General features: G+C 61.5%; 27 protein-coding genes and 1 other RNA gene. 9 read left to right on the forward strand and 19 right to left on the reverse strand.

Annotation, left to right across the window (positions count from 1 at the left end; all coding sequences use genetic code 11):
- Positions 1 to 153: 153 nt before the first annotated feature.
- Positions 154 to 513: a transfer-messenger RNA gene (gene ssrA / locus BN1118_RS21440) on the reverse strand.
- A gap of 122 nt (positions 514 to 635) precedes the next feature.
- Positions 636 to 1,124, reverse strand: a complete 489-nt coding sequence (gene smpB / locus BN1118_RS19700; RefSeq protein WP_042036966.1) for an SsrA-binding protein SmpB — start codon at positions 1,122 to 1,124, stop codon at positions 636 to 638.
- Between the two features lie 157 nt (positions 1,125 to 1,281).
- On the opposite strand from smpB, the gene BN1118_RS19705 reads away from it, so the two are divergent.
- Positions 1,282 to 1,716 (forward strand): SRPBCC family protein, encoded by a 435-nt coding sequence (locus tag BN1118_RS19705; protein ID WP_042873080.1) that lies wholly within the window; start codon positions 1,282 to 1,284, stop codon positions 1,714 to 1,716.
- Positions 1,709 to 2,068 (forward strand): RnfH family protein, encoded by a 360-nt coding sequence (locus BN1118_RS19710; RefSeq protein ID WP_043138241.1) that lies wholly within the window; start codon positions 1,709 to 1,711, stop codon positions 2,066 to 2,068. Before BN1118_RS19705 ends, BN1118_RS19710 begins: the two co-directional genes overlap by 8 nt.
- Before the next feature lie 94 nt (positions 2,069 to 2,162).
- Here BN1118_RS19710 and BN1118_RS19715 read toward each other — a convergent pair whose 3' ends face one another.
- The 3 genes from BN1118_RS19715 to yiaY all read right to left on the reverse strand — a co-directional run bounded on the left by BN1118_RS19715 (position 2,163) and on the right by yiaY (position 4,584).
- Complete coding sequence (locus tag BN1118_RS19715; RefSeq protein WP_043138238.1) at positions 2,163 to 2,798, reverse strand: NAD(P)H-binding protein; 636 nt, start codon at positions 2,796 to 2,798, stop codon at positions 2,163 to 2,165.
- A gap of 160 nt (positions 2,799 to 2,958) precedes the next feature.
- A complete protein-coding gene (locus BN1118_RS19720; RefSeq protein WP_043557619.1) occupies positions 2,959 to 3,297 on the reverse strand; it encodes an outer membrane protein assembly factor BamE in 339 nt (112 codons plus the stop codon).
- Positions 3,298 to 3,432: 135 nt separating this feature from the next.
- The gene (yiaY, locus tag BN1118_RS19725; RefSeq protein WP_043557620.1) at positions 3,433 to 4,584 is read right to left on the reverse strand and encodes an L-threonine dehydrogenase; all 1,152 of its coding nucleotides are present in this window, start codon (positions 4,582 to 4,584) and stop codon (positions 3,433 to 3,435) included.
- Positions 4,585 to 4,976: 392 nt separating this feature from the next.
- Here yiaY and udp point away from each other — a divergent pair, with 392 nt between their 5' ends.
- Positions 4,977 to 5,732, forward strand: a complete 756-nt coding sequence (gene udp, locus BN1118_RS19730) for a uridine phosphorylase (RefSeq protein ID WP_042080287.1) — start codon at positions 4,977 to 4,979, stop codon at positions 5,730 to 5,732.
- 149 nt (positions 5,733 to 5,881) lie between these two features.
- Here udp and BN1118_RS19735 read toward each other — a convergent pair whose 3' ends face one another.
- Positions 5,882 to 6,610: an RluA family pseudouridine synthase gene (locus BN1118_RS19735; RefSeq protein ID WP_205619618.1), complete on the reverse strand. Its 729-nt coding sequence runs from the start codon at positions 6,608 to 6,610 to the stop codon at positions 5,882 to 5,884.
- Between the two features lie 189 nt (positions 6,611 to 6,799).
- On the opposite strand from BN1118_RS19735, the gene rihA reads away from it, so the two are divergent.
- Positions 6,800 to 7,735 (forward strand): pyrimidine-specific ribonucleoside hydrolase RihA, encoded by a 936-nt coding sequence (rihA, locus tag BN1118_RS19740; protein ID WP_043557621.1) that lies wholly within the window; start codon positions 6,800 to 6,802, stop codon positions 7,733 to 7,735.
- Positions 7,736 to 7,768: 33 nt separating this feature from the next.
- Positions 7,769 to 8,239: a hypothetical protein gene (locus BN1118_RS19745; RefSeq protein ID WP_043557622.1), complete on the forward strand. Its 471-nt coding sequence runs from the start codon at positions 7,769 to 7,771 to the stop codon at positions 8,237 to 8,239.
- A gap of 169 nt (positions 8,240 to 8,408) precedes the next feature.
- Here BN1118_RS19745 and BN1118_RS19750 read toward each other — a convergent pair whose 3' ends face one another.
- From BN1118_RS19750 to BN1118_RS19760, 3 genes are all read right to left on the reverse strand, one after another.
- Positions 8,409 to 8,705 (reverse strand): winged helix-turn-helix domain-containing protein, encoded by a 297-nt coding sequence (locus tag BN1118_RS19750; protein ID WP_043557623.1) that lies wholly within the window; start codon positions 8,703 to 8,705, stop codon positions 8,409 to 8,411.
- Positions 8,702 to 9,232: a DUF1523 family protein gene (locus BN1118_RS19755; RefSeq protein WP_043140986.1), complete on the reverse strand. Its 531-nt coding sequence runs from the start codon at positions 9,230 to 9,232 to the stop codon at positions 8,702 to 8,704. The genes BN1118_RS19750 and BN1118_RS19755 overlap by 4 nt, the downstream gene beginning before the upstream one ends.
- A 178-nt stretch (positions 9,233 to 9,410) precedes the next feature.
- Positions 9,411 to 11,033, reverse strand: a complete 1,623-nt coding sequence (locus tag BN1118_RS19760) for a methyl-accepting chemotaxis protein (RefSeq protein ID WP_043557624.1) — start codon at positions 11,031 to 11,033, stop codon at positions 9,411 to 9,413.
- A 164-nt stretch (positions 11,034 to 11,197) separates the two neighbouring features.
- Here BN1118_RS19760 and BN1118_RS19765 point away from each other — a divergent pair, with 164 nt between their 5' ends.
- Both BN1118_RS19765 and BN1118_RS19770 read left to right on the forward strand, forming a co-directional pair.
- A complete protein-coding gene (locus BN1118_RS19765) occupies positions 11,198 to 11,830 on the forward strand; it encodes a LysE family translocator (RefSeq protein WP_043557625.1) in 633 nt (210 codons plus the stop codon).
- A 257-nt stretch (positions 11,831 to 12,087) separates the two neighbouring features.
- The gene (locus BN1118_RS19770) at positions 12,088 to 12,879 is read left to right on the forward strand and encodes a DUF1460 domain-containing protein (RefSeq protein ID WP_043557626.1); all 792 of its coding nucleotides are present in this window, start codon (positions 12,088 to 12,090) and stop codon (positions 12,877 to 12,879) included.
- A gap of 271 nt (positions 12,880 to 13,150) precedes the next feature.
- Here BN1118_RS19770 and BN1118_RS19775 read toward each other — a convergent pair whose 3' ends face one another.
- The 9 genes from BN1118_RS19775 to BN1118_RS19810 form a co-directional block, all read right to left on the reverse strand.
- Positions 13,151 to 14,359, reverse strand: a complete 1,209-nt coding sequence (locus BN1118_RS19775; RefSeq protein WP_043557627.1) for a cation:proton antiporter — start codon at positions 14,357 to 14,359, stop codon at positions 13,151 to 13,153.
- Positions 14,360 to 14,389: 30 nt separating this feature from the next.
- Positions 14,390 to 15,493, reverse strand: coding sequence for a beta-N-acetylglucosaminidase domain-containing protein (locus tag BN1118_RS19780; RefSeq protein ID WP_043557628.1), 1,104 nt, complete (start codon positions 15,491 to 15,493; stop codon positions 14,390 to 14,392).
- A gap of 42 nt (positions 15,494 to 15,535) precedes the next feature.
- Positions 15,536 to 17,263 carry a potassium/proton antiporter gene (locus BN1118_RS19785; RefSeq protein WP_043140972.1) on the reverse strand — a complete coding sequence of 576 codons (1,728 nt, stop codon included), beginning with the start codon at positions 17,261 to 17,263 and terminating at the stop codon, positions 15,536 to 15,538.
- Positions 17,264 to 17,542: 279 nt separating this feature from the next.
- The gene (locus tag BN1118_RS21975) at positions 17,543 to 17,689 is read right to left on the reverse strand and encodes a hypothetical protein (RefSeq protein ID WP_098984538.1); all 147 of its coding nucleotides are present in this window, start codon (positions 17,687 to 17,689) and stop codon (positions 17,543 to 17,545) included.
- Positions 17,690 to 17,789: 100 nt separating this feature from the next.
- A complete protein-coding gene (locus tag BN1118_RS19790; protein WP_043140997.1) occupies positions 17,790 to 18,479 on the reverse strand; it encodes a M15 family metallopeptidase in 690 nt (229 codons plus the stop codon).
- Between the two features lie 61 nt (positions 18,480 to 18,540).
- The gene (gene dapE, locus BN1118_RS19795; RefSeq protein ID WP_043140970.1) at positions 18,541 to 19,668 is read right to left on the reverse strand and encodes a succinyl-diaminopimelate desuccinylase; all 1,128 of its coding nucleotides are present in this window, start codon (positions 19,666 to 19,668) and stop codon (positions 18,541 to 18,543) included.
- Between the two features lie 22 nt (positions 19,669 to 19,690).
- Positions 19,691 to 20,041: an ArsC family reductase gene (locus BN1118_RS19800; protein ID WP_043140968.1), complete on the reverse strand. Its 351-nt coding sequence runs from the start codon at positions 20,039 to 20,041 to the stop codon at positions 19,691 to 19,693.
- A 214-nt stretch (positions 20,042 to 20,255) separates the two neighbouring features.
- On the reverse strand, positions 20,256 to 21,167 hold the full coding sequence (locus tag BN1118_RS19805; protein WP_043140966.1) for a LysR family transcriptional regulator: 912 nt from the start codon (positions 21,165 to 21,167) through the stop codon (positions 20,256 to 20,258).
- Between the two features lie 315 nt (positions 21,168 to 21,482).
- Positions 21,483 to 21,797: a hypothetical protein gene (locus BN1118_RS19810; protein WP_043140964.1), complete on the reverse strand. Its 315-nt coding sequence runs from the start codon at positions 21,795 to 21,797 to the stop codon at positions 21,483 to 21,485.
- Between the two features lie 283 nt (positions 21,798 to 22,080).
- Between BN1118_RS19810 and dcuC the strand changes: the two genes are divergently transcribed.
- Positions 22,081 to 23,457, forward strand: coding sequence for a C4-dicarboxylate transporter DcuC (gene dcuC / locus BN1118_RS19815; protein WP_043557629.1), 1,377 nt, complete (start codon positions 22,081 to 22,083; stop codon positions 23,455 to 23,457).
- 106 nt (positions 23,458 to 23,563) lie between these two features.
- Complete coding sequence (locus tag BN1118_RS19820) at positions 23,564 to 24,703, forward strand: M20 family metallopeptidase (RefSeq protein ID WP_043557630.1); 1,140 nt, start codon at positions 23,564 to 23,566, stop codon at positions 24,701 to 24,703.
- 115 nt (positions 24,704 to 24,818) lie between these two features.
- Here the strand turns inward: BN1118_RS19820 and BN1118_RS19825 are convergent, their stop codons facing one another.
- On the reverse strand, positions 24,819 to 25,490 hold the full coding sequence (locus BN1118_RS19825) for a Dph6-related ATP pyrophosphatase (RefSeq protein ID WP_043557631.1): 672 nt from the start codon (positions 25,488 to 25,490) through the stop codon (positions 24,819 to 24,821).
- Positions 25,491 to 25,648 lie beyond the last annotated feature (158 nt).

Consider the following 25,648-nt stretch of genomic DNA (forward strand, 5'->3'; position numbering starts at 1 on the left):
ATAAACGGTGTTACCAGAGTCGTGTTACCATAGATGTTACCTTTATAGCTGGATTAAATCGACTTCCTCGGATTTCACAGGACAACAAAAAACCCGCAAGACGTTGAATCTTGCGGGTTTTCGGTCTTCTTCGTTCCCGGCCGGAACATTGTTTGGTGGAGCTGGGGGGATTTGAACCCCCGTCCAAAATTACTACATCCTCGGTACTACATGCTTAGTCACTCTTTACATTCGCCAACCCGCTGCGGAGAGACACGCCACGAATTGACTAGCTCGATTGGTTTTAATGCTTCCGCCCCGAGCAGGACTTCCACACGATCCTGTGAAGGATGACCTTCCGATTCCCTAGGACACAGGCAAGCTAGGGTAGAAGGGCTCAGCGCAGGTTATTAAGCTGCGAGTGCGTAGTTTTCGTCGTTTGCGACTATTTTTTTGCGGTTTGTTAACGAGGCCTACCGCACCTCGGCATGCACCTTGGGTTTCGTGAATCTTGTCGAATCCAGAATCAGCCCCAAGTTGTCAAAGCCGATTGTACGCAAAAATCCTGTCATGGCAAGGCGTTGATGGCAATCGACCGGCCTAGGCCGGTCGATTGCTGGTTTATTGGACGCCGCACGGCTGCATGCGGCGCACAATCAGCCGCGATGCTTGTTCTTCATGATGCGGGCTTTCTCCCGATCCCATTCGCGGGCCTTGGTGTCTTCCCGTTTGTCGTGCTCTTTCTTGCCTTTGACCAGACCGATCTCGACCTTGACCCAGCACTCTTTCCAGTAGAGCGCCAGCGGCACTATGGTGTAACCCTGACGGGCGGTCAGGCTCTCCAGCTTGTCGAGTTCACGGCGGCTCAGCAGGAGCTTGCGGGTGCGGGTCGGATCACACACCACGTGGCTGGAGGCGGCGTTCAGTGGCAGGAAGGTGGAGCCGAACAGGAAGGCCTCGCCCTGCAAGAAGATGACATAGGCTTCGCTGATGTTGGCCTTGCCCGCCCGCAGGGATTTGACTTCCCACCCTTGCAGGGACAGACCGGCTTCCACGCGCTCTTCGATGAAGTACTCGTGGCGGGCGGTTCTGTTGAGTGCAATGGTGCTGGACCCGGCTTTGTTTTTACTGTTCTTTTTGCTCATGACGGGCGCCTTTGGCAATGATTAGGAAGGCGCATTATACGTGGGTGGCGGCGGCTGTAAAACGCGCAACTGCTCGAGTGGCGGCTTTGTGAGCGGTTTTGGGGATGATCTTGGCTGACAAGGTGATAAAATCGGCCCGATTGGATGAGGAAAGCCCATGCCCCGTATTACTCGCAGTGCCCTGGTGATGTTCAGCGCAGAACAAATGTTCAGGCTGGTCAATGATGTTCACGCTTATCCGGAGTTTCTGCCCGGTTGTGTCGGTAGCCGTGTCCACGAGACAGGCGATGACTATATGACTGCCTCGGTCGATGTGGCCAAGGCGGGGATTGCCAAGACGTTTACCACCCGCAACCTGCTCGATGCCAACCGGCAGATCAAGATGGAGCTGGTGGAGGGACCCTTCAGCAAGCTGGCAGGCTGGTGGACCTTTACGCCGCTGGATGTGGATGCCTGCAAGGTCGAGTTCGACCTCGATTTCGAGTTCACCTCCAAGCTGATTGAGCTGGCGTTTGGCCAGATTTTCCGCGATCTGGTGGGCTCCATGGTGCTCGCCTTCTCCAACCGCGCCAAGGTGGTGTACGGTGTCTGATCTGCTCAATATCGAAGTTGTGTATGCCCTGCCCGAGCGCCAGACTGTGCTGCGCATCCGGGTTGCTCCCGCCACCAGCGTGCTGGCTGCCATCGAGCAGTCCGGCATAGTGCAGAAGCACCCGGAGATCGATCTGTCGGTCAACAAGTTCGGCATCTACAGCCGGCCGGTCAAGGGGACCGAACTGCTGCAGGACGGGGATCGCATCGAGATCTACCGTCCGCTCATCGCCGATCCGAAAGAGATGCGCAAGAAGCGGGCCGAGAAGGCCAAGGAGGAGGGGCGTGCCGATGTGGTGACCGGCGGCCGGCCCAATGCCAACCGCAAGCGAGGGGACACAGAGCCGGCCTGATGCCACACTCTGGAATGAAAAAGGCGCCTTGGCGCCTTTTTTGATCTGCTTTTCTGTTGAGCCGCCGTCAGCTCGTTTCAGCGGCAAAGCGCTGTCAGATCCCGTGCAGCCGCTCGTTTTCCACCACCTCGACGCCACTCTCCTGCTGGCTGAGCACTATCATGGCATGGGCCACCTGGCCGGCCTCGATGGCGCGCCAGCGGCGTAACTTGCCAACCAGCAGGGGGCGCAGCAGCGGATAGACAGCCTGGAAACACTGCTCCGACAGGCGCGGTGGCTGGCGATTGCCGAGCAGCATGGCAGGGCGCACTATGGCGAGCCGTGGCCAGGCTTGCGCCAGCAATGCCTGCTCCATCTGCCCCTTGGTGCGCGGATAGAGAGCCGGCGAGCCTGGATTGGCCCCCAGACTCGAGACGACGATCAGACGTTGGCAGCCGTGGCGGCGAGCGAGTGCCGCGAAGGCCAGCACATAGTCGTGATCGACCCGGCGAAACGCCTCGTCGGACCCCGCCTGCTTGCGGGTGGTGCCTAGGCAGCAGAAGGCGATGTCGATGGGGCCGGGCAGCGAAACCTCGTCGAGGCGTTCGAAGTCGGCCGGCAGCCAGTGATGCTGGGGCCGGGGATCACCTGCCTTGCGACAGAGCAGGGTCAGTGAGTGGGCGGGGTCGAGCTGACGGAGCAGCTCCCGGCCGATCAACCCGCTGGCCCCGGCGATCAGGATCTGGCTCATGCGTGCCTCCCCAGTTCAACGAGGGCCGCCAAGATCTTGCCAGCGAGTCGTCCGTGGGTATGGGGATTCTTGGGCTGGTGCATGGAGGCTTCCTCGCTAAGATGGGATGGCGGTGGCCAAATAAAACAAAACCGGCGCGGGGCCGGTTTTGTGAATGCGATCAGAGCGGGGTGTGGAAGGCCGCTGGCAACGGAAAGTCGCCGGTGACCGTGGCCAATCTGTCGTTGGTAAAGGTCAGGGTGAGCTCCTTGCGCTCCTTCTCGCCGCGACCCGGCTGGAATTCATAGAGGTAATACCAGGTGTTCGGGTCAAAGCCATCGCGCAGCATGGCGGAACCCAGCACGAACTCGACCTGTTCGCGGGTCATGCCCTGGCGCAGTTTGTCGACCTGTTTTTGTTCCACATAGTTGCCCTGGGGAATATCGATGCGATAGACCAGGCTGCAACCGGACAGGGTGAGGGCGGTCAGGGCCGCGGCAATCAGGTGTTTCATCCGCATATCGAGTTCAGATCATCCATTCAAGTCTTTTTAAGCTCGGCAAATCATACCGGCTCCCTCTGCGGAAGTAAAAAGCCATTGATCCATCAGCCAATAAAAAGGGCCGCCGTGCGACCCTTTCTGCCTGGTGGCGGTTTACATGGCGGCGCGGAAGATGGCGACTATCTCGTCGTGGCTCGCCTGTTTCGGGTTGGTGAAGCCGCAGGCGTCTTTCAGGGCGTTCTCGGCCAGCAGGTTGAAGTCGTCGGCCTTGACGCCGAGTTGCTCCAGCCCGGCCGGGATCTTGACGTCGCGCGCCAGCTGCTGGATGGCGGCAATGGCGGCGGCGGCCCCTTGCTCGTCATTCATGGCGCTCACGTCCACCCCCATGTGACGGGCCACATCCTTGAGCCGGCCGGCGCACACCTGGGCGTTGTAGGCCTGTACGTGGGGCAGCAGCACGGCGTTGCACACCCCGTGGGGCAGGTCATAGAAGCCGCCCAGCTGGTGCGCCATGGCGTGCACATAACCCAGGCTTGCGTTGTTGAAGGCCATGCCGGCCAGGAACTGGGCATAGGCCATCTGCTCGCGGGCGTGCAGGTCATCGCCCTGATTGACCGCGGTACGCAGGTGCCTGGCGATGAGCTGGATGGCCATGATGGCGCTGGCATCGGTCACCGGGGTGGCGATGGTGGAGACATAGGCCTCGATGGCGTGGGTCAGGGCATCCATGCCGGTAGCGGCGGTGAGGCCGGCCGGCTTGGCCAGCATCAGCTCGGGATCGTTGACCGACATCAGCGGGGTGACGTGCTTGTCTATGATGGCCATCTTCACCTGGCGGGCCTCGTCTGTGATGATGCAAAAACGTGTCATCTCGGAGGCGGTGCCGGCTGTGGTGTTGATGGCGATGAGCGGCAGCTGCGGCTTGGCGGAGCGATCCACCCCTTCGTAATCCTGGATGTTGCCGCCGTTGGCAGCCACCAGGGCTATGCCCTTGGCGCAGTCGTGGGGCGAGCCGCCCCCCAGCGAGATGACGCAGTCGCAGCCGTTGGCCTTGATCATCCCCAGACCCGATTCGACGTTGGTCATGGTGGGGTTGGGCCTGGTTTCATCGAAAACCACGCTTTCAATGCCATGTTCTGCCAAGAGGGTGGTGAGCCTGGCGACCACGCCGATCTGGCCCAGGATCTTGTCGGTGACGATCAGCGCCTTGCGATAGCCATAACCCTGGATATCGGCTGCCGCTTCTTGCAGGCAGCCAGCTCCCATCAGGTTGATTGCGGGAATGTAGAACTTGAATGTCGCCATGATGGACTCCGTATTATTAGCCATTAAGTGGTATACGGGCGCCAACATAGCATCGTCAGTGGGGATGAAAAGGGGTCAAGGGTATCCTGTTTGCAACTTTATGGACTCGATCACGTACCGATAAACCGGGGCGTGACAGGGATTGACAAGGCCGGATACCACTCCTTTGGCAGAAAAACGTTTTTCAAGAAATTCATCAAGTTAGCAAACGTTTTGCACGGGATTTGTCACTGTCAATGCGTGGAAGTGTGAGGAGCTTCAAGGAATTGGAAAGCGCTTTCGACCATAGTTGGCGCCTCCCCAGAGAGGGGGGTAAAGGCTTGAAAGTATCATAAAGAATCATCTTAACTTGCGCCCTGACCATGCTGGCAGGGGGCAACCAGGAGTCCACTATGTCTGATGTATTTCACTTGGGTTTGAAGAAAGCGGATCTGCAAGGCGCCACCTTGGCGATCGTCCCCGGTGACCCCGAGCGTGTAAAGCGTATCGCAGAGCTGTTGGATAACCCGGTGCACCTGGCCAGCCATCGTGAGTTCACTACCTGGCGCGGCGAGATGGACGGCAAGGCCGTGATCATCTGCTCTACCGGTATCGGTGGCCCGTCCACCTCCATCGCGGTAGAAGAGCTGGCCCAGCTGGGCATCCGCACCTTCCTGCGCATCGGCACCACGGGCGCTATCCAGCCGCACCTGAACGTGGGCGACGTGATCGTCACTACCGGTTCCGTGCGCCTTGACGGTGCCAGCCTGCACTTTGCACCGATGGAGTTCCCGGCCGTAGCCGACTTCGACTGCACCACAGCGCTGGTCAACACGGCCAAAGAGATGGGCTCCAAGCTGCACATCGGTGTAACTGCCTCTTCCGATACTTTCTACCCGGGTCAAGAGCGTTACGACACAGTATCCGGCCGCGTAGTGAGCCGTTTCCAGGGTTCCATGAAAGAGTGGCAAGCCATGGGCGTGCTGAACTATGAGATGGAATCTGCAACCCTGCTGACCATGTGCACCAGCCAGGGCCTGCGTGCCGGCATGGTTGCCGGTGTCATAGTCAACCGTACCCAGCAGGAAATCCCGAACGCCGAAACCATGGCGAAAACCGAATCTGATGCCATCAAGATCGTGCTGGGCGCCGCCCGCAAGCTGATCTGATAGCCACACCGAGTGGGGGGTGGGGGCCGTTGCGAAAGCACGGCCCCTATCTTTTATCTGCCGTTTGCCCCGTTTTCCCCTGTTGTGCCTCTGTTCCCTCTGTTGTTCCCTTCGCCTGTTATCACACCACAGCTTGATGCCACGTCTCGCTAGAAGGGGCTGGCACATCTGACCGCCATCGGCTCGCCGCTCACCGGATGCAGCAAATCCAGCTCGCTGGCATGCAGCATCAGCCGTGGCGCCTGCGCTGTGCCTGGCAACGCAAGACCGCCGTAGAGATCGCAGCCGAGTATGGGGTGGCCCAGCAGCTGGCAGTGGATCCGCAGCTGATGGGTACGGCCGGTTTCCGGCACCAGTCGCACGCGGGTCAAAGGCACTGCCTGACCTTGCATCTGCTGCGCCAGCCGCTCAATGACCCGATAGCGGGAGCGGGCGGGCTTGCCGCTGGCGGCGCAGATGGTCATCAGCGGGAAGAGAGCCGGATCCTTGGCGATGGGGGCATCGATCACCCCCTCATCGTCGACCAGATGGCCGCACAGCAGGGCGCTGTAGGCCTTGCTTACCGCCCGCTGGCTGAACTGCTGGCACAGCAGGGCGTTGATGGCCTTGTTTCTGGCCACCACCATGATGCCAGAAGTGCCAAAATCGAGGCGGTGCACCAGGGTGCAGCCGGGATAGTCCTGCACCAGCCGGTAATGGACCGAGTCGAGGTTCTGCGGGTTCTTGCCCGACAGGCTGAGCAGGCCGCTCGGCTTGTTGATCAGCAACAGGTGCTCATCCTCAAACAGGATCTCGATGACAGCCTCGCAGGGCGGGGCGATGAAGGTATCGACGATGACGGACATAGGGCACACGGGCTGGAAACGGGGGGCGATCATACTCGAACCGGCTGCGCGGGGCGAATCGGCTGCTTGCGCCGTGTGATGGGAGGGGGTCATTCGTTCAACAGCTTGATGACGCAATGGTTTGAAACGCGAGAAGGGCACCGTTTTGTGACCCCTTCCCGAGTTCATCCGGGGCTTGCTTGTTAAGGTATGGCTCCCTGTCATGTTGTAAGGAGTCTGTCCATGGCGTTGCCCGTTATTCTCGATTGTGATCCCGGCCACGATGATGCCATCGCCCTCATACTGGCGCTGGCCAGTCCCGAGCTCAAGGTGCTGGCGGTCACCACCAGTGCGGGCAACCAGACGCCGGACAAGACCCTCAACAATGCCCTGCGCATCCTGACCCTGCTCGGGCGTGACGACATCCCGGTAGCGGCGGGGGCACCCAAACCGCTGATGCGCGAGCTTATTATAGCCGACAACGTCCACGGCGAGTCGGGCCTCGATGGCCCCAAGCTGCCGGATCCTGCCTTTGCCCCGCAAGCCATGACGGGTCTCGAATTGATGGCCAAGTGCCTGCGCGAGAGCCCGGAGCCGGTGACGCTGGTGCCGACCGGGCCGCTGACCAATATCGCCCTGCTGTTGGCGGCCCATCCTGAGTTGAAATCCAGGATTGCCCGCATCGTGCTGATGGGCGGCGCGGCGGGGGCGGGCAACTGGACCCCGGCGGCGGAATTCAATATTTATGTGGACCCACAAGCGGCCGATATGGTGTTCAAGTCCGGCATCCCCATCACTATGTGCGGGCTGGATGTGACCCACGAGGCTCAGGTGATGGACGAGGACATAGCGCGGGTGCGCGCCATCGCCAATCCGGTGGCCCAGTGCGTGGCCGGTCTGCTCGACTTCTTCATGATCTACCACAGGGATCCCAAGTGGGGATTTGCTGGCGCGCCGCTGCACGACCCCTGTACCATTGCCTGGTTGCTGGCCCCCGAGCTGTTCCACGGGGTCGAGTGCCGGGTCGATATCGAAACCAGTGGCACCCATACCACCGGCATGACGGTGGTGGATCGCTATGGCTTGACCGGCAAAGCGGCCAATGCGCTGGTGCTGCTGGGACTGGATCGTTCGGGTTTCATCGACCTGCTGGTCGAGCGACTGCGGGCGTTTGGCTGACCGCCATTGCACTATTGAGAGAAGGGACGGGAAATGTACAAAGCGTCGCTGGCACTGCTGGCCGGGTTGCAACTGACGGCCTGCTCCACGCCGTTTGAATCTATGTGGCAGGGGCTGGCGACCTGCGAGCTCGATGATCTCTATCTCGACAGCGAGACCGGCGAGCCGGCCCACCCTCAGCTCAAAAACTTCACCCCCTACAAGGTGACGGACGGGTTTGCCTGGTACAAGACCCGCCAGGAGCTGCATGGCCTGCCCATCAGCGGCTTTCTCATCCCCTCGTCCACCTTCGAGGTGCATGCCCTGTTCGTGGACACCCCCATCGCCAATGCGCGAAGGCTGACCCACAACGCCTATGGCAGCGAGTTCTCCGACGAGCAGAAGCACAACGAGGGGCTGGCCCCCTTGCTGCTGCGCGACCCCAACAACCCCAAGCGATCCATCATAGACTGCACCCAGGGTGAGACCCAGGAGCCGATGCCGGAAGAGCCCTTCCCGGAATAAGCCTCCCGCCATCTCCAGAGTCTTGACCGTCCTTCCGACATAAAAAAGCAGGGGCCAGCCTCATCGGCTGGCCCCTGTTCATCGTCCCCTCGTCGGGATCCGGGATAACCCGGCGTCTGCTTGATCACGGGCATCCCCCAGTCGCCGAGCGATAGTGCCCCGTCAGTATTTATGGATAACCCAGGGTCTGCTTGATCACGGGCAGTTGCGCCTCGATCCAGGCAGGATTGATGGGCCCCCAGTCGCCGATGCGATAGTGCCCCTGCAGGTGACGCGCCCCCTCGGTCTGCTCGAAACCGCAGCTGATGTCCAGCTCCGCTAGGGCACTGAGCGTGTCCTGGGCCGTGCGCCTGGGCATGCCGGTGGCGGCCATGATGGCCGGGATTGTGTCTGTGCCCTGACTTATCAGCCAGGCCACGTAGAGTCGTCGGTAGAAGCTGGTGCGAGTCTTGCTCGGCTCTGTCATATCTCGTCCTCAAGCCGGTCGAAGTAGCGCCAGGTCGCCAGCGCCGCCTTGCCCATCACCAGTGCCCAGAGGCCGAACCAGAACCAGCGGAAGAAGCTCCAGGTGGAGGCGTCAGGCTGAGTGCTCTCGATCTTGGTGACGTTGGGGAACATGGAGAACATGTTCACGCGCCAGCCGTAGGAGGTGATGATGGCCAGACGCTTCTCGAACTCCATGGACTTGGCCTTGGCCTGCACGTCGGCGGCATTGAACTTGAAGTAGAAGGGCCAGCCCCACTCTGTGTCCTCGTTGCGAAACACGCGGATCTTCTCGCCGGGCCGCTCGGTATAGATGTAGTAGACGTCTGTGGTGGGACCGTCGGCCGGGTTTTTCTGGCTGATGGGGCCATCCTTGTCGGTGCGTTTCACCTCGACGCCCGTGATGGTGGCTATGGTGTGTTCCGGCAGATAGAAGTCGAGCCAGATGGCGGAGACGAGGGCGATGAGGCCCAGGCCGATGAAGGCCGGTTTCTTGAATTTCAGCTTCATGGTGATCTCATGTGAGGGGGAGTGACGTGCCTCTACCATACTCACATTTGGTGGGGTAGCCCAGCCCCTAATGAAGCCACTTCATAAAAAAGACCGTTTAAAACAATAACAAGTCGGCAGCGCCATTAACACTAAGGCCCCGCGAGCGGAGCCTTCGTTTGACGTGATAACTCAGCCATTACAACTGGAACTGGGTCAGCTGCTTGCGCTGCTGTTCGGCGAGCTGTGACAGTTCGTGACTGGCGGCGGCGCTCTGGCTGATGCCGGCCGCACTCTGGTTCACTATCTCGTGGATGTTGGTGATGTTGCGATTGATGTCGGCGGTGACGCAGGACTGCTCCTCGGCGGCGGTGGCGACCTGGGCATTGGCGCCGTTGATCTGGTTGACCGCCTCCGTGATGCCGCCGAGCAGCGCCTGTACCTCGCCGGAAAGCTGCTGGTTGTGCGCCAGTATGGAGAGGGTCTCCTGCATGCCGCTGTTGGCTGACAGGGACTGGCTCTGCAACTGCTCTATGATGGCCTGGATCTCCTTGGTGGAGTCCTGGGTACGGGCCGCCAGCAGGCGTACCTCGTCGGCCACCACCGCAAAGCCACGGCCAGTTTCACCGGCGCGAGCGGCCTCGATGGCGGCATTCAGCGCCAGCAGATTGGTCTGCTCCGAGATGCTCTGAATGACCTCGATCACCTTGCCGATCTGCTCGGACTGGGACTTGAGCCGTGCCACCACGGCGGCGGCGTTCTCCAGACTGCCCGCCATGCGGCTGTTGGCCTGGATGCTCTCGGCAAACAGTGCCAAGCCCTGCTCGACCCTGTCGTTGGCATCCCGCGCCAGTTCGTCGGCCAGGGCCGCGTTGTGATTGACGTTGTCGGCCGTGCTGGCCAGCTCGGTCACGGCGGAGGCCACCTGTTCGGTTTCGCTGCGCTGCTGCTGGGCATTGGCCTCTGACTGGGTCATGACGGCGGCCAGCTCGGTGGCGGCGGAGGCCACGTTGCCGCTGATGCCGGTCAGGGTATGCAGTGTGCTGCCCAGCTGAGTCAGGGTCTGGTTGATGTCCCTGGCCAGCTGGCTCAGCTCGTTGTCGCCCTCGGCGGCGGCCCGAACGTTGAAACGGCCCTGGGCGACGGCGCGCATCACCTCCTGCAGCTGGCCTATGGGACGCACTATCCGGCCGGACAACCACCAGCCGCCGAGCAGGGCCGCGATCAGGGTAGCGCTCATCAACAGCAGGGTACGCAGCAGGGTGGCGTGGTAGTGCGCCTCCTCCTCGGCGATTTCGGCCTGGATCAGCTGGTTGACGTGGGCCGACATGGTATCTATCTGCTTGATCAGCTGTTCACCCAGCTCGCGAAAGCGCAGCCGGGACTGCTCGTAGGCGGCGGGATCGCCAGCCCCCTGATATTTCTGGGCCAGCAGCGGCAGCATGTTGTTGCGGGTGTGGCCGAGATAGGCCTGCAGGGCGGCGGTCACCTGGCTGTTGTCCTGCTCGGCGCCGGCGATCGCCAGTCGGGCCAGTATGGCCCCTATCTCCTGCTCGGCCGCCGTCAGAACGCTCGGCAACTGGGCGAAGCGCTGCTGATCGTAGAGGCCATAGATGGCGTTGGTACGCATCCGGTAGGTGGCGTGGATCAGGGTGGCGATGTCGTCCTTGTGGCGAGTCACGCTGGCTGTGGTCTGGTTCATGTCCGCAATGGCGCCGTCTATCTCCTGCTTGCTGATCCCGGCCATGAGGATCATCAACAGGCTGGCGAGCAGAAGCGGTATGAGAACTTGAAAACGGATAGACAGGTTATTCAATGACATGAAAGGTCCTAACCCAAAAGAGGAGTGAGGCGGCATCTTACACAGACGCGACAAAGGTTGTCACAGGGTTTTTATGGCTGAAATCGTGCTGAACGAAAAGGTTTTTCTTGTGTGAAAAGAGTGTGATAGGCAAGATCACAAGATTGTTACCATGGAGGTGTCGCGTGTCCGACTGGATTGATCCCGCTATTCTGGCGCTGTTTATTCCCACGTTTTTCTTTGTCTCCGTCACCCCCGGCATGTGCATGACCCTGGCGATGACCCTCGGCATGAGCCTGGGGGTGCGTCGCACCTTGCACATGATGTGGGGGGAGCTCATCGGGGTGGGGCTGGTCTCAGTGCTGTCGGTGATCGGGGTGGCGGCCGTCATGCTCAACTATCCGGCGCTCTTCTCCGCCTTCAAATACGTGGGTGGCGCCTACCTCATCTGGCTCGGCATCCAGATGTGGCAGGCCAAAGGCAAGATGGCCATACCGGCGGATCTCTCGGCCGGGCAGGAGACGCGCCCCCTGGGGCTGGCCATGCAGGGTTTCGTCACCGCCATTGCCAACCCCAAGGGCTGGGCCTTCATGGTCTCCCTGCTGCCCCCCTTCATCAATGCGGCCAAGCCGATGGCCCCCCAGATCAGCGCCCTGGTGGCGCTGATCCTGGTCATAGAGTTCTCCTGCCTGCTGCTCTACGCCAGCGGTGGCCGCACCCTGCGCCACTTCCTTGCCAAGAGCGGCAACGTCACCCTGATGAACCGGATCGCCGGCTCCCTGATGTTTGGTGTCGGTGTCTGGCTGGCACTGGGTTGATATGAGGCCCCTCTTGTAGAGACCGAGCCGCAGACACCGCCCAGACGGAAATAAAGCAGCCCCGGCAGTGCCGGGGCTGTGTCATTTGGTGGGCAAGGGTCCTGTCAGGTGGGGAGCAGGTACATTTGCTTACATTTTTTTTGTTTTCAATCGGCGACTATTTCATCAGTCTCGAATGGCATTAGATGCATGTGCTTTACATGTGATGATGATCCGGGCAATCCAAGTTTTATATTTTTGGTCAAGGATGGTAATGGATGATGATGTTAATAGGCGCCGCGTTACTCACTTTTTCGGGTGTGGCAGCGGCCGACAATGGAAAAAACCTGGATTTTTACAATATAGAGGAACAGCAACTCATTGACATGTTTGCTCAGCATCAGGGCGGCACCCCAGGCCAGTCAATAAAGGATTTCTCCCGCCTGTTTCTGGAGAATCCCTATGTTGCCAATCGGCTGGTGGGATCGAGTGATACACAAGAGAAACTGGTGGTGGATTTTGGTGAGCTGGATTGCTTCACCTATCTGGATTACGTTGAGTCACTGCGGCACTCAACGAGTGTGCATAATTTCATTGAGAACGTCATGTACACTCGTTACGTAAATGGTGAAGTCAACTATCTGACTAGAAAGCACTTTTTTTCTGACTGGGTACATGGTGGCAATAAGGTCAGCGACGTGACCCATCTGGTGGGAAATTATGTCGTGACGGCCCCCAAAATACTGAATCAGAAAGAGGATGGTGGCCACTATATTCCCGGGTTGGGAGTGAAGAACCGCGACATCAGCTATATTCCGGGTGATCGCGTGGATGAAGATACCTTGAGTCTGCTGGAGGATGGCGATTATATCGGCATCTATACCAATATTGCCGGTCTGGATGTGACCCATACCGGCATCTTCATTCGCGGTGAGAATGGCCCCGTCCTGCGCAATGCCTCGTCTGTCTCGACGAATATGAAGGTGGTGGATTCGCCCTTCCTCGAATATGTGAAGAGCAAGCCGGGCATCCTGGTTTACCGGGCCACGGATGACAATGGCCAGTCGTGATAGGGCCGGGTATGAGGGTGGCGTTTTAACCTGTTGGCAACGACGGGTGTGAACATACGGGCTTGGTGAGCCGGCTCTCTTCCTGCTGTGACAACAACATAAAAACCCCCGGCCAGTGCCGGGGGTTTTTATGTTGTGGGGGCGGGCGATTCAAGCGAGCCATCGTATTCTGCTGCACCCTGCACCCTGCACCCTGCACCCTGCACCCTGCACCCTGCACTGCTGCTCGGCCCGATGGCGCCGGTCTCGCCGTGGTGCCGGGCCCGGGGAGTTATGTGGCTTTGAAGCGCCTGACCCAGGGGTTGGCGCTGATGCCGTGCAGTATGACGCTGAGGATGATGGTGCAGAGCACTGTGGCTATGATGGGCTTTTGTCCCAACAGGGCGGGCTCGTGCTGCAGCACCATGACGGCGAACACTATGCTGGCCAGCCCCCTTGGTCCGAACCAGCCGATAAAGAGCTTGAGCTCGGGCTTGAGGTCCGTGCCCAGCAGGCTTAGCCAGACCGGCAGCATGCGCAGCAGGGTGAGGCTGGCGGCGGCATAGAGCCAGTATTGCCAGTGCAGCAGCTCCGGCAGCATGGGCATCAGGGTGGCGCCGAACACCATCCAGATCACCACTGAGAGCAGATCCCCATACCCCTCGCAGCTGTCCATGTAGGCGTGCTTGTGCTCCCCCAGCCGGCGGCCGATCAAGAGGCCACCCACGAAGGCGGCGATGAAGCCGCTGCCCCCCAGAGTCTGGGCCAGCGCGAAACAGAGCAGGGCCAGCCCCGGCATGGTGAGCTGACGCCAGAGTGGCAACTGCCAGCCATTGAGATAGGAGGTCTTGATCAGACGGATGGTGAGGCCGGCGAGCACCAGGGCCACCAGCAGACCTATGCCTATCTCTTCCAGCAGCAAGGTGACCGCCAGCATGCCGGTACCGGCGTGTTGTTCTGTGGGGGCTATGAGGGCGAGCAGCAGCAAGAGCACGGGCACGCAGATGCCGTCGTTGAGGCCGCTCTCCTGGTTGAGCCCCTCCCGTATGGGGGCGGGCACCGCCGGGTTGCTGACCACCGCCTTGCCGAGCGCCGCATCTGTGGGGGCGAGTATGGTGGAGAGGATGGCCATCTCCAGCAGCGGCAAGTCGGGGTAGAGCCAGAGGCCGAACAGGGTGCCGCCGATCAGGGTCAGCGGCAGGCCGATGAGCAGCAGCCGCATGGGCAGGGCGCGGTGGGCCGCCAGCACCTGCCAGTTGGTGTTGGCCGCATCGCTGAACAGCACTATGACCAGGGTCAGCTCCGCCAGCAGCTTGATGCCGTCGCTGTTGATGGAGAGGGAGAGCAGACCCAGTCCGCCGGATCCCAGCAGCCAGCCCATCAGCAGAAACAGCAGCGGGCCGTTGACCAGCTTTGATTCGAATCGGCCCGCGATCAGGCTGTAGATCAGCAGGAAGGCGGCGAGCACCGCCAGGTTCTGGTAAATCAGGGATGCGTCCATGCAATCTCCTCAAGGCCCCGGAGGGCCGCGTCAGTCAGTCAGGCAATCTGGATCGAACACATATTCACCGGCCAGCCAGCGCATGATTTCGTGCACGCAGGCCTGATCCTGGAACGGCAGGTAACGGGTCTTGAGGTGGATGATCTGCTCCGGGGTGAGCTGGGCCAGCCCTATGTCCTGAAACAGCGGCAGGTCGGCCTGGATCATGGCGGAGATCTGCGGGCCGCAGGTGGCGTTGAGGGAGGCGTGCAGCGCCTTGTCCGGATCGTACTGCTTGCCGAGCTTGTAGCTCATGGGCAGGGTGGCCAGTGGCAACACGGAGAGTGCAGCCTGCTTCATGGGGTTGACCGCGTGGCCCGCCACCAGTTCTGCCAGCTCGGCGGGGCGGTTCTCGAAGGCGCGCAGGTGCAGGAAGCTGCTGGCCTTGCTGCCGTCGTTGACCGGGTAGTTGTCCCACAGGAAGGGTTTGCGGTGCAGCCAGTCGGTGACTTGCCTGAGGTGCGGGGCCGGGTACTCGCCGGAGCAGACTTTGGGGCCGGTCCAGAAGATGTCGATGCGCCGATCCAGCCCCTGGCCCAGATCGGTCAGATAGTGGGGCGGCATGGCGCCGAACACCTTCTCCAGCACGGGATCCGTCGAGTAGTAGCTGGGACAGAACAGCAAGCGGCTGGCGCGGGTGTGGGCCGCTATGTCGTGGGCCATGGTGAGCTGCCAGTGGGCGAGATCCGGGGTATCCCCCTTCATGTCGTCAAACAGCACCGCCAGTATATCGGGCTGGAGCGCCTCGTCGATGAGCCGCACCTTCTCCAGCAGGGCCGGGCGCTTGCGGGCATAGTCGTGATGGGCGCCCATGGGGCTCAGGCCTATGCCGAAGGCGAGGCCGTTTTCACGGCACTGACGGGCCAGCTGACGCAGGGCCTCGAGCTGGGCCGCAGGCCAGGGCTGGGTCCAGTGCTTGCGCAGATAGCCATCTTCTTTCGGGGCATAGATGTAGAAGCCGTAACCGTGGCGGGGCAGCCACTGGGCGTAGCGGGCGCGGGCTTCCCAGCTCCAGCCCTTGCCGAAGAATCCCTCTATCAATCCCAGCTGGGGCGAAGGGGGTTGCAGGCCAGACAACAGGGTTTGGTAAGGCATAGATAACTCCCTTCTCGCTGAGGACGGGTCGGACGAGCGGCGTCAGACCGGGTCTTCTTCCTGAAAGCGCACCCCTATCTTGCGGGGTTCACCCTCTTCCATTTCGGCCACGGTCCAGATCAGGCCCTGCCATTCAAAATGGTCGCCTACCACCAGATTATCGCCCAACTGGTTGGCAATAAAATGGCCAAGTGTCTGATCCGCCATCTCGCTCACATCCAGCCCGTAGAGCGGGGCCAGATCCACCAGATTGGCGGCGGCTTCCAGCAGAAAGTCGCCGAAGAAGCGGGGGCCCAGATCCTGCTCCGGTGCCTGGCTGAACAGCTGGCCGAGGGCGGGAAGATCCCGTTCGTGGCCGATGACGCAGAGGATGTCATCGGATTGCAGGCAGGTACTGCCCGAGGGATGCAGCAGCTCCTGATCCCGGAACAGGGCGCAGATGCGGGTCCCTTTGGGCATGCGCAGATCCCGCAGGGGCGAGCCTATGCACCACTTTTCGGCGCTGAGGCGATAGACGAAGGTCTCCCACTGGCTGTCCAAATCTATCTCGAGCCCGGAGCGGTTGATGGGCGACGGCGGTGCCGGCACCTCCACCCGCGCCAGCTTTGAGGCCAGCGGCAGCGAACTGCCCTGCAATATGAGGGAGACCAGCACCACGAAGAAGGCCACATTGAAGTAGAGCTGGGCGTTGGGTAGCCCCGCCATCATGGGGAAGACCGCCAGTATGATGGGCACGGCGCCGCGCAGGCCTACCCAGGAGATGAACCAGCGCTCGCGGGGGGCGAAGTTCTTGAACGGCAGCAGGCCAATCCAGACCGAGACGGGGCGGGCGAACAGTATCATCCACATGGCCAGCGCCAGCGCCGGCAGGGCGATGGGCAGCAGGTTGCTCGGGGTGGCCAGCAGTCCCAGCACCAGGAACATGCCGATCTGGCTGAGCCAGGTCAGGCCATCCAGCACCGACAAGGTGGTGCTGCGGCTGCGCAGGGAGAGGTTGCCGAGCAGGAGGCCGGTGAGATAGATGGCGAGGATGCCGCTGCCACCTACCGCCGTGGTGAGGGCGAAAATCAGCAGGCCGCCGCTGACGGTGAGCAGCGGATAGAGGCCGGGGGCCAGCCTGGCGCTGTTGATGAGGCGCCACAGCAGCCAGCCGCCGCCAAGACCTATGCCGGCGCCCAGGCCAAACTGCTTGCCGAGCTGCAACAGCAGGAAGCCCCAGTCCAGCCCTTGCTGCTGGGTGGCGAGGATCTCAATCAGGGTCACGGTGAGAAACACCGCCATGGGGTCGTTGCTGCCCGACTCTATCTCCAGGGTGGCGCTGACCCGCTCGTTCAGGCTGCGCCCGCCGAGCAGGGAGAAGACGGCCGCAGCGTCGGTGGAGCCGACGATGGCGCCGATCAGCATGCCCTGCATCAGGCTGAGATCGAACAGCCAGGCGGCGATGAGGCCGGTCAGGCCCGTGGTGATGGCTACCCCCACGGTCGCCAGCGAGAGTGCCGGCCAGAGCGCCACCCGAAACGAGGAGACCCGGGTGCGCATGCCGCCATCGAGCAATATGATGGCGAGCGCCAGGTTGCCCACCAGATAGGCGACCGAGTAGTCAGCGAAGTGAATGCCGCCCGGGCCATCTTCCCCGGCCAGCATGCCGACGGCGAGGAAGATCACCAGAATGGGGATGCCGAGACGAGAGGAGAGCGCGCTTAACAGGACACTGGCTCCCACCAACAAGGCCGCGATTAAAAAGAAACTGTTGATGGTGACGGCATCCAATGGCGAACTCCTTCTGTCAAAATGCAAATCAGGCACATTATATGCAGTTTGTTGGGCGCCGTGTGGCTTAATTGTGCATTAATTTGCAGTTTTTTACATTTTCGGTGCGCGGGTGGCGGGAGCATTTACGCCGAAAACAGCGGGGGGCAAGTGAAGAAAAGGGCCGCTTAATGTGAATCGGTTCACACAATCGACACGGCCTGAGGGCGGCCTGCCGGCCATGCTCCCCACAAGCAGCAGGGGCGCCACAGTGGCGCCCCTGGCGGGCTGGGAGGGCGGTCAGTCGTCCTCGTCGTCCTTGACTTCCCGGATCTTGTCCTTGTAGTTGGGCAGCTGTTTCTCAAGCTGTTTCATGTCCTTGATGGCATTGAGAAACAGGCCGAGCAGGAACAACAGCGGCAGGCCTATCCATAACCACAGACTCATGAGCTTTTCCTTTCATCGAGACAGAGGGTGACGTCATAACTGACCAGGAGCTCGTCGAGCCGGGTCAGCATGGTCAATTTTCCTGCAATATGCCCCGTCTTCATGAGTGATTCCTCGCGTCGGGACAGAGGGTGACATAACGGGCCAGGATCTCGTCAAGCTGGGCCAGTATGGTCGACTTGCCTTCAATATCCGCCTGTTGCAGGCAAAGCGCCAGCGCATCCGGATCCAGCCGCTGTTCGCGGGACTCCAGCGCGAAGCTGATATGCCAGGGTTCGTAGGCGACCCCGTTCTCGGCCCCCGCCGGTTTGGCATAAGGCAGGAAGAAGCCGAAGTCGTTCATGTGATCCTCAAGCCAGGCGCCCAGATCGGCAAACCAGCCTCCCTCCTCATACTCCCAGGGCTCCAGCGCCAGCTTGGTGCCTGCAGGCAGGCAGTCGGGATCATAGATGTCCAGATCCGTCCCCCAGTGATGACGACTGGTGCCGGGCAGGGCGCTCCAGCGCAGGATGGCGTGCAGCCGCTCTGTGTCGCTCAGTTGCAGGGCATCCAGCGGCTGGTTGTTGGCATCCAGCAGGGGCCGCTCGCCACGCCACTTGCCATTCCAGATGGCGAGCTGACGGTCGAACCCGCGCCAGCTGGAGGCCGCCTGCAGGTTGTGCCCCTCATGGGCGGCGGCCACCTGCATGTCGTTGAAGGCCGCCGCCGTGGCTGCGGTCAGACGATGGGGCCCGCGCCCCACCAGGATGAGGTGGTGCTCGTCTCGCCCCAACAGTTGATCCTGTGTCATGCCCATCCCGAATCCTGTGTGTTGTTGAGTGGAATACCCGCAAGCCTGCACTGGATAGGCGTCATGCCAGCAACCGATCCAGTATGCCCTGGTACATGTCCGCCAGCAGATCCAGATCGTCCGCCTTCACGCACTCGTTCACCTTGTGGATGGTGGCGTTGACCGGGCCCAGCTCGATCACCTCGGCGCCGGTGGGGGCGATAAAGCGCCCGTCGGAGGTGCCGCCGGTGGTGAGCAGGGCCGGTTGCTGGCCATTGACCTGTTCGATGGCCGCGACGGCGGCATCGAGCAGATCGCCGGTGTCGGTCAGGAAGGGCTGGCCGGAGAGGGTCCAGTCGAGCTGGTAATCCAGCCCATGTCTGTCCAGCAGCGCCTCGACCCGCTCGCGAATATCCATGTCGGTCAGCTGGGTGCTGAAACGGAAGTTGAACTGAACCTGCAGCTCGCCGGGAATGACGTTGGAGGCGCCAGTGCCCCCCTGAATGTTGGCAATCTGGAAGCTGGTGGGCGGGAAGTAGGCATTGCCCTGATCCCATACCGTCGCCGCCAGCTCGGTCAGCGCCGGCGCCGCCTTGTGGATGGGGTTGTCCGCCAGATGGGGATAGGCGACGTGGCCCTGCACCCCGCGCACCAGCAGATCGCCGGTGATGGAGCCGCGTCGGCCGTTCTTCACCACGTCTCCCACCACGGCGGTGGAGGAGGGCTCGCCGACGATGCACCAGCGGATCTTCTCGTGGCGCGCCTCCAGGGTATCTATCACCCGGGTGGTGCCATTGATGAAGGGTCCCTCCTCATCCGAGGTGATGAGAAAGGCGATGGACCCCTTGTGGTCCGGATTGGCCGCGACGAAACGCTCGGTGGCCACCACCATGGATGCCAGCGACCCCTTCATGTCGGCGGCGCCGCGACCGTAGAGCACGCCATCCTGTATGGTCGGCTCGAACGGCGGCGTGTGCCACTTGTCCAGCGGCCCGGCGGGCACCACGTCTGTGTGGCCGGCGAAGCAGAACAGGGGGCCTTCGCTACCACGGCGGGCCCAGAGGTTGGTGGTGTCTTCAAACACCATGGGTTCGATGACGAAACCCAGGCGTGCGAGGCGCTCCGCCATCAGGGTCTGGCACCCTTCATCGAGCGGGGTGACTGAGGGGCGGCGGATCAGATCCTTGGCCAGTGCGATGACATCCGACATCGGCGTTCCTTAACAGAAAAGTTTAACGAGAGAAGAGGGATTGGTAGTGATCGGCTTTAAAGCCCAGGGTCAGCTCGCCGTCCCGCTCGAGCAAGGGGCGCTTGATCATGGCCGGGTGTTCCAGCAGCAGGGCGCGGGCCTTTGCGGTGTCGAGCCCCTGTTTGGCCTCATCCGGCAGGGCACGGAAGGTGGTACCACGGCTGTTGAGCAAGGCTTCCCAGCCAAGCTTTGCCAGCCAGCTGTCCAGCGCAGCGGGATCCAGCCCATCGGCGCGATGGTCGTGAAAACGGTAGTCGATGCCGGCCTCATCCAGCCACTTGCGGGCTTTCTTGATGGTGTCGCAGTTTTTGATGCCATAGAGGGTGGTGGCCATGGGGAGTCCTTGTCTGCGGGCGCGGGCCCTTGGAGCTGAAACGTGAAATCGGCAACTTGAGATCTGAACGCGACATCAAGCAAAGGCCCGATTCTGGCATTGTGACTATCCCATGGCAACGGCGGAGCCGCACCTTGGGTGATTTTCCAAAGGCGAACGGGCAACAGGAAGGGGCGGGGGAGAAAAGAGCCCGGCGCCTGGAGCGCCGGCGGGATCAAAGCTCGCGCTGGGATTGGCACCAGAGGTGCAGCTCGGACTCGAACCAGTTGAGCATGGCGTGGTTGTCGTCGCGGCGATGGCGGATCAGGCTGACTTCAAAGGTCGGCAGGGCGAAGCGGGTTTCGTACTCCACCAGATCCAGCAGCGGCATCAGCGGTCGCAACACCCTGGCGGGGGAGGTCAGCAGCAGGGGCGCGTAGGGCAGGATGAAGGGCGCAGCCAGAAAGCTTTGCACTATCAAGGGGGTATGCCGGGTCATACCGTGGGCGGCCAGCAAGTCGTCGACTATGCCCCCTTCGCTGCCACGGGGGGCGACCAGCAGGTGCTGGGCCTTGGCGAAGGATTCGATGCAGAGCACCTGGCCCTGGAACGGGTGGCTGCGGTGGGCGGTGCAGATCAGTTTGTCTTCAAACAGCGGGATGCGACGAAAACGGCCGGGCACCTCGTCCTGCTTGCTGATCACCATGCTGATCACCCCCTCGTCGAGCTGACGCTCGTAGTCCGCATTGAGGGGCACCATGTGGATGCGCAGGTTGGGCGCCTGCTGCTGCAGGCGCGCCAGCAGGCTCGGCATCATCACGTACTCCACATAGGTGTGGGCACCGATGCGCAGGACGCCCTCGAACTTGCCCGGATCGAGCTGCTCCGGCTGGCTGAAGGTCTGTTCTATGTCGTGCAGTATCTCCCGCAGCGGCAGCAGCAGCGCCTGTGCCCTGGCGGTGGGTTCCATGCCCTGGGGCGTGCGGATCAGCAAGGGATCGTCATAGAGCAGCCGCAGGCGAGCCAGGGCACGACTGACGGCCGGCTGGCTCATGGCGAGCCGCTCGGCGGCCTTGGTGGTGTTGCGTTCCTCCAGCAGCGCCTTGAGCACCACCAGCAGGTTGAGGTCTACGCCTCGTAAATTCATTCTGTGCATAATGGAATACTAATAAATCATTTCCTTAAGCAGGGCCTTCACTTTAGTCTCATTCCCCGTCGATGGTCAGCATGAAGCTTGAATAAATCAGCGATTTATACAAACCCATGTTGTCCTGTTACCTCTTTCGCGTGGTGCCGGGGGTGGCAAGATTCGACAGCCTGAACTCTTTACTCTGGTCATCCAGAGCGTTGCTTGCTTAGTACCCGCCTTCGAGGCGGGTTTTTTTTGCCTGCGGTTCAGGTGAGCTGGCCCGAAGAAGTACAAAACGCGCCACCGGGCGCGTTGTTGTGATGAGGCTATGACTCAGGGCGCTACCGGCCACTGGTAGTCAAACACCCTGGCACGCTCCCAGGGGGCGTCCGGCAGGCTGGAGGAGAGGCCGGTATATTTGCCCACATCGTCCACCACTATGGTGGAGAGGATCGGCAGCTGGTGCTCGGTGCAGTACATGCGGATGCGTTGCAGCAGGGTGCGCAGCTCATCCTGGCTATTCTCCAGCCCGGCCTGCCTGGCCAGTTTGGAGTAACGAATGGTGGTGCGTTCCTTTGCAGACTCGACGAGGATGTCCCATAGCTGGTAGTCGCTGGTGGTCATACCCGCGGTTGCTTGGTTTGTCATAACTCTCTCCGGCGCGAAATGGTCGCTGTATTGATGCGCATCTTGGCCAGTTCACTGGCCCCTGACGTTGATCCAAAGCAAAAAAGCCTGAGGTTATCCGCCAGAACGGATGGCAAAGGGATTCTAAAGGTTTGCCTTTAGTTTAAACGGCCGTTTTTTGTTAAGTATGTAGCACTTTATTCCGCCAAAGGGAGGCGAAGCCACCTTTATTGACAGGGATCAAGGGGAAAGCGAGGCCCGACCACTAGATTCCGCTCCTCGATAAATTTATCAGGAGCGAATATTGGAACTCTTATTTGTCTTGCTCGTACTGATCGCCGTGGTCTACGGCATCATCAAGGATTACAACCCGCAGGCGGTGCTGGCGCTGGCGGGCATGGCCATTTTTGCGGTGGCCTACTGGTTGGGGCTGCACCCCATTCTGCCCGCGGACAAGAGCACCGGCTTCGCCCTGTTCGACCTGTTCGAGGTGTTCAAGGGGATCTTCTCCTACCGCGCGGCCGGGCTCGGCCTCACCATAATGGCGGTGGCGGGCTTTGCCACCTACATGTCCCATATCGGTGCCTCCCAGGCGCTGGTGCGGGTGGCGGTCAAGCCGGTGGCGGGCATCCAGTCCAGCTACCTGATGCTTTCAATCTGCTATCTGGTGGCGGTATTCGTCTCCCTGTTCGTCACCTCCGCCACCGGCCTTGGCCTGCTGTTGATGGTCACCATGTATCCTGTGATGCGCAACCTCGGCATCAGCCCGGCCTCCGCCTGTGGCGTCATCGCCACCTCCCAGGCGTTTGAAATTGGCCCGACCCAGACCAATGCCATCTTCTCCGCCGGTCAATCCGGCATGGACCCGACCAGCTACTTCGTTGACTACCAGATCTGGCTGGTGGCCCCCATGCTGCTGGTAACCATGGTGTTGCACTTCTTCTGGCAGCGTCACTGCGATCGCCAGGATGGCTGGGATCCGGCCCAGCATCGCGGCGAGCACGCCGAGCTGGACGAGCAGGGCACTGAGGCCGTGCAGGCGCCGATCTGGTATGCCCTGCTGCCCATCATTCCCTTCGTGCTGATGATGACCTTCTCCAAGTTGCTGGTGACCACCATCAGCGTCAGCGTGGAGGTGGCTATGCTGCTGTCGGTCTTTATCGGCATGCTGTGCGAGCTGCTGCGCAGCCGCTCGCTGCGCACCGCCATGGCCGGACTGTCGAGCTTCCTCGATGGCATGGGCAAGGTGTTCGGCCCGGTCGTGGCGCTGATCGTCTGCGCCGAGCTGTTCGCCGAATCCCTCAAGGCCATAGGTGCCATCGACACCCTGCTGCACTCGGCCAGCAATGCCGGCATTGGCAGCGCGCTGATGACGCTGGTGATAGTGGCGCTGATCATGGTGGCGGCTGTCATCATGGGCTCGGGTAACGCGGCTTTCCTCAGCTTCTCGACCCTGGCGCCGGCGGTGGCGGCCAAGTTCGGGGTGCCCGCGGTGACCATGCTGCTGCCGATGCAGCTCGCCTCCAGCATTGGTCGCACCATATCCCCCATAGCGGCCGTGCTGATCGCCTGCGCGGGGATCGCCAGGGTGTCGCCCTTCGTGGTGGTCAAGCGCACCAGCGTGCCCATGGCGGGCGCCCTGGTGACGGCGCTGGGGCTCAACTATCTGCTGTTTATGTGATGGTCTGCTGTGTATGTAATGACGGGGCGGGCAGCGCGGCTGCCCGCCCTCATCCTGTTGCTGACAGGCCTTGGCCGCGAGTGGCAAGGCTTGCATGGAGAAGATGATGACAGATGTAAAGAGCCCGTTTTCCCTCGATAGCTATCTGGCCGACTTGGCCCCGCTCATCAATCTCGATTGCGGCACCCGCACCCCGGCCGGGGTGGCTCGGGTGGCCGACATCATGACCGAAAAGTATCAGGCGATCGGCTGGCAGGTGACCCGCCACCAGTTCGCTCCTGAGTGCGGCCCCTGCCTCGAGGCAACCAATGCGCCGGGCGCCGATCACTACGACGTGATGCTGTGCGGCCACATGGATACCGTCTTCCCCGAGGGGACGGCGGCCAAGCGTCCGCTCTCCATCGAAGGCAATCAGGCCTTTGGCCCCGGCGTGTCGGACATGAAGAGCGGCCTGCTCTCTATCTGGTATGCCCTGAAAGAGATGGATCCGGCGCAACTGGCCAAACTCAAGGTGCTGGTCTGCTGCAACTGCGATGAGGAGGTGGGCTCCCCCTGGTCCAAAGATTGGCTGGTGGAGAAGGCCAAGCAGAGCGGTTGCGTGCTGGTGGCCGAGGCGGCTCGCCCCAACGGGGATCTCATCAGCGCCCGCAAGGGCAATGCCAAGTACCGCATCCGCTTCCACGGCAAGGCCTCCCACGCCGGTTCGGCGCTGAGCGAGGGGATCTCGGCCATCACAGAGCTGGCTCATTGGGTGCTGGCCATCAACGATCAGGTCAATCTTGAGACGGGCACCACAATGAACGTGGGGGTGGTGCAGGGCGGCACTGGCGTCAACGTGGTGCCGGACTTTGCCGAGGCGATCGTGGACTTGCGCTTCTGGCGCAACGAAGAGGCGGCGGCTGTGCATGAGCGGCTCGGCTTCATGGCCAACAATCCCTTCCTCGCTGGCTGCCGGGTCGAGGTGGATCGCCAGGCCTTCAAACCGGCGATGCGCCCGAGTGGCGATACCGAAGCGCTGATGGCGCTGGTGGAAGCGGCAGGCCTGGAGGAGGGGATCCCCTTCAACTGGCTGGAGGCAGGTGGCGGCTCGGATGCGAACTTCACCGCCGCGGCCGGGGTGCCGTCGCTGGATGGCTTCGGCCCCATGGGTGGCGGCTTCCACTCGGAGGCGGAATTCCTGCTGCTGGAGAGCATAGAGTCGCGCATCCGCCTGTTGCAGCGGGTACTGGGCAAGCTGGCACGCTGACATATCGAATAAAAGCAGTGCAAACGGGAGGCTCAGGCCTCCTGTTTTTTATGGAAATTGGATGGTCTGGCGCAGCCCTAACTGATTAGATGGCTAGCGCCTAACTGACTAATGCCTAACTGACTAGATGGCTCGCGCCCTCTTCCGCCAGATAGGCCAGATGATCCTGCCGTGCCACCTGCCAGCCATCGAGGTATAAGGGAGCGGCAAAGCCGGGGCCATCGGTCACCATTGTGTGGTACTCCCCCTGCTCGCCGCAGGCATCAAATCCCTGGCGCTCGGCCAGCTGTTGCAACTCGGCGAGGGTGGCTGCATTGAGCGAGCGCCCGGCCCACTCGGGAGCCAGCATCCGGGTATCGACGCAGGAGAGGTGAGCGACTATGCCGCGCGCCAGCATATCCGCCAGCAAGGTTTGGCGAGATTGCTGCCAGAGCGGGGTGTGGACGACGAGCCCGAGCGGCTGGCTGCGCTCGCGGATCCAGTTTGGTGCGCCCCCCACGCTGTCGATATCGCCGGTCACTACCCCATCGAGCGCCCACTCCTGCTGCAAGCGGCTCAGCGCGGTTTCGTAGCTCTGCTCGAACGGCGCTTCTATGGTGACCAGCAGATGAGGCAGCCCGAGGGCCGCCGCCTGACTGCGCACCAGCGGCAAGGGGTGAGCCAGAAACCGGGGCTCTGGCGGTGCAAAGGTGGCCAGTGCCACCACCTGATGGCCCGCATCGCGGGCATGGCAGAGGGCCAGCATGGCATCCTTGCCACCGCTCCAGAGTAGGATGACGCGAGACATGGGGAAGATTCCTATGGTGAACGAGGGGGCATGCTACCCAGTGGCGGGGGCGCAGGTAAAGCCGCAGCGGGAAATCGTGGCAGGAATTGACCGGGGAGAAAAGAGCAGGCCCCCGTGCGGGGGCCTGCCTGGCAAGAGCGTGATAAACGCCGCTGCGA

Origin of the sequence: Aeromonas bestiarum, from assembly GCF_000819745.1 — a bacterium.
Taxonomy (GTDB): domain Bacteria; phylum Pseudomonadota; class Gammaproteobacteria; order Enterobacterales; family Aeromonadaceae; genus Aeromonas; species Aeromonas bestiarum.